At 45.0% G+C, this 3,616-nt stretch carries 4 protein-coding genes and 1 pseudogene; all 5 read right to left on the reverse strand.

The features are described from left to right. A pseudogene (locus tag GRP75_RS30525) lies at nt 1-126 on the reverse strand (flagellar biosynthesis protein FlhB); the annotation flags it as partial. Next, nucleotides 69-629 (reverse strand): molybdate ABC transporter permease subunit, encoded by a 561-nt coding sequence (locus GRP75_RS21605; RefSeq protein WP_337194254.1) that lies wholly within the window; start codon nt 627-629, stop codon nt 69-71. The gene GRP75_RS21605 and the pseudogene GRP75_RS30525, both read right to left, overlap by 58 nt. Further along, on the reverse strand, nt 626-1,450 hold the full coding sequence (gene modA, locus GRP75_RS21610) for a molybdate ABC transporter substrate-binding protein (protein ID WP_160790321.1): 825 nt from the start codon (nt 1,448-1,450) through the stop codon (nt 626-628). The genes GRP75_RS21605 and modA overlap by 4 nt, the downstream gene beginning before the upstream one ends. 29 nt (nt 1,451-1,479) lie before the next feature. Beyond that, on the reverse strand, nt 1,480-2,199 hold the full coding sequence (gene ric, locus GRP75_RS21615; protein ID WP_068942146.1) for an iron-sulfur cluster repair di-iron protein: 720 nt from the start codon (nt 2,197-2,199) through the stop codon (nt 1,480-1,482). A 109-nt stretch (nt 2,200-2,308) separates the two neighbouring features. After that, nucleotides 2,309-3,616 (reverse strand): protoporphyrinogen oxidase (gene hemG / locus GRP75_RS21620; RefSeq protein WP_160790322.1); only part of this gene is annotated, 1,308 nt, incomplete at its 5' end.

A 3,616-nucleotide genomic window follows, 5' to 3' on the forward strand; every position in this document is an offset into this window, starting at 1 on the left:
AGAGAGCCGATTCACAAAAATATCTCGAAATAGTCGAACAGCATGATCCTTAAAATACCCGCCGAAAATCATGAGGCAAAAAAACGTAACCAGCAGGACACCAGCGGCGGGCAACTCCATGCTTTTGTGCCCAGGCCGCGGGCAAAACCGAGTATAAAGGCAGCCTTAAAAGAAGGGAAAATTAAAGGGAAGGTGATATATCGAAAAACCTGCCATTCACTTGCACCCATCGAACGCCCCGCGTCTTCCAAGTCCCGGTCAACAGAAGACAATCCCATTCTCAGCGTCCGATAGACAAGAGGAAAAGCCACCACCACCGCTGCTATAACCCCTGCCCACCACGAGAATATAATAGGCTCGCCAAACCATTGCTCCACAAACCGTCCGAACCCGCTTTTTCGTCCAAGTAATATGAGCAGTAAAAATCCAACAACAGTTGGTGGGAGTACCAAAGGCAGCATAAGCACGGTTTCAACGACCGTTTTCCCTTTAAATAATCCTAACCGCGACATTGACCATGCCACAAGCAAGCCTAATATGATTACCAGAACGCTGGATAACAGTGCAACCTGCAACGATAATCGGATAGGAGGCCAATATTCATTCCAATCTATATCTTGCATGCTCACTTCGGTATGGTAAATCCATACTTAGCCATAATATTCAGAGATTCTTGCGATTGTAGGTATGCATAAAAGTCTTCGGCTTCTTGAATGTGCTTTGAAGCTTTGACAATCCCGATTGGATACTCAACAGGTGAATAGGTTTTGGAATCCACCTCAAAGGCGATTTTTGCCTTCTGTGAAGTCAACGCATCTGTTTTATATACAAATCCGACATCAGCATTCCCCGTTTCCACATATTGCAGCACTTGTCTAACGTCTTTTGCTTGAACCAGCTTGCTCTGTAACGTGTTCCAAAGCTTCGCTTTCGTCAGTGCTTCCTGTGCGTAGTTGCCCGCAGGAACACTTTCAGGAATTCCGATCGCCACTTTCTTCACTTCTTTTTTTGTTAAATCGGTTACACTCGCGATGTTCATCGTCCCGTCTGCAGGGATAACCGCGACCAATTCGTTCGTCAGCCACGTTTTTTGTTTTTTTGTATCTATTAACTGCTGATCAACAAGGGACTTCATGTTTTTGGTCGAAGCGGACAGAAACAAATCCGACGGCGCTCCTTGCTCAATTTGTTTTTCCAACGCACCAGAGCCGCCGAAGTTAAAATTCAATTTGATGCCTGTATGGGTTGATTCGTATGAATGCTGAATTTCTTTGAGCGCATCCGTTAAACTTGCTGCTGCGGATATGGTAAGCTCAATAGTTTCAGCCGTTTTCGAAGATGTCTGGCTGGAAGATCCATTCTTACCGGCGCTGCCAACGCATCCTGATAATAATAAAATGATGGAAATAACCAAAACGAAAACAGTGCTACTTTTAATTAATTTATGCATTTGGTTCGGCTCCTCATGTTCGTTCATCATCAATTAATGGGTTTCGCTATTAGCTGTGCCTGTCTCGTACGTTCGATCAGTGTACAATTTTCAAGAAGAATATGATTAAAAATATCTGCTTCCAGGTCTTCTAACCGCTTCAATACGAGTCGGTGCGTACCACAAGCTTCCTGCATCGGCTCAAAGCCGTTTGTGATCAAGCGCATTTCCTTCAGGAATTCCACCACCGTTTGATGCTCGTTTTGCAACTTGGACAAAATTGGATTCAACTCATCTGCTCGTTCCACTGTTGATTCTTGTAAAAATGCTTCAATCATCGGAAACACAAGGTCCTCCTCATTTTGAATATGTTCCGATAATTCCTGTTTAAGCAAGGTGAACAGTTCATTAACTCGCTTTAGATGCGGATAACGTTCGCCGTGAACCCGCGTTAGTTTGGTTACATACGGCGTTAACGCCGATAGTTCTTCCCGAAGCTTCGTATGATACTCATTTTGAATATAGGCGATTAGTTCTTTTGGTTCGAGTGAAGGAGGTTGCATTTGCTTATGCTGTGCCTGCTTTTCTTCCACTTCATGTATCTGCGTTAGCAGTTCACCAGCGTGGAGGCCTCGATTGGCTGCTGCTTCACGGAGCGATATTTTCCCTCCACAGCAGAAATCAATCCTCAGTTTGCGGAACAGATCTCCTGTTTTGGGTACTGCTTTCACAATGTCCGCCACCCATGTTTCTTCCGTTAACTGGCTCATCTTCCATTCCTCCATCTTACTTCGATTTTGTGCTTAACTTTCATTCTACGTCTCCCTTAAAGCTGAACCAATCAGGGGGTTCCCTCTTTCACTAGTGGAAAGAGCCTGATTATAAAAAATCAGAAAGCAACTGTTCAGCCGCTTCTTTCCCTTGAGCGATGCAATCTGGAATTCCAACGCCCCCATAGCCGGCACCGCATAGAAAAACACCCGGTAAATACTGTGCAAAGTCCTGTCTCATCTTCGCCATATGCTCTTTGTGTCCAATCGGATATTGCGGCATCGATCGATCACACCTACTGACTTCTGTGAATTCCGGTTCCGCTTCCAGGCCCATTAAATCTTTCAAATCCTTGCGCGCGGCATCCACAAGTTGATTGTCTGTCATTTGAACCCACTCCTGTGCACCTGCATGTCCGATATAGGTCCGTAAAAGCGTATATCCTTCAGGAGCCGTATGGCTCCACTTCGTCGAAGACCAAGTACATGCGGTAATCTTTTTGCCTTCTTTGCGGGGGACTAGAAATCCCGTTCCCTCAAAAGCAAAATTAAGATCTGTGTTTTTATAAGCAAGGGCAATATTGGCTACGGAAACATAGTGAATCTTGTGTAACCAGCTAGCGCTTGCAACGCCGGAAAATAATGTAGCCGCTTCAAAAGCTGGAACAGCACAAATCACCGCATCCGCATCTATTTTTTGTCCATGTTCTAAAATGACCTGATAACCGTTTTCTTTCCTTACTTCAACTACACCTTGCCCCATAACAAAACGTACGGTATCCAGCCTTTCCTTTAGCCGCTCCACGATCGTAGATAATCCTAGCCGATAAGAAAGAAACATACTTTTCTTAGCGATATCCGGCAGTTTGTCTTGTACTGCTGGCTTTCTTCCCGCCCCTTTAGACATACCCTTAATCAAACTTCCATGCTTTTGTTCCATTAGTTTAAATTGAGGGAAAGTTGACATAAGGCTCAGAGAATGAGTATCCCCAGCGTAAATTCCAGACAGCAGAGGTTCTGTAATCTGATCCAGAACTTCTTTGCCGAGACGCCGTTTGATAAAATCCCCTAGAGATTCGTCCTCATCACCTTTCTTCGCTGGAATGAATAAATCCAAGGCTGCCCGTGCTTTTCCCAGCGGAGAAATAAGCCCTGTCCGAATGAAGGGGGTGAGCTTTGTTGGAATGCCCAGAATGAAGCCCATCGGCATCGTATGAAGTTTGCCCTTATGCAAAATGCAAGCAGATTTGGCTTTCGGGTTTGTCGATACCAGCTCTGCTTCCAGCCCCAACTCCATGGTCAGATCCAATATTGCTGTCTTTCTGGCCAAGAAAGCATCTGGTCCTTTTTCGATCATAAAATCGTTTTGGCGAACGGTTTGTAGCTTTCCTCCCAGACGTTCACTTTTCTCCACCAG

Origin of the sequence: Paenibacillus sp. OT2-17, from assembly GCF_009827695.1 — a bacterium.
In the GTDB taxonomy this organism is placed as follows: domain Bacteria; phylum Bacillota; class Bacilli; order Paenibacillales; family Paenibacillaceae; genus Paenibacillus; species Paenibacillus polymyxa_B.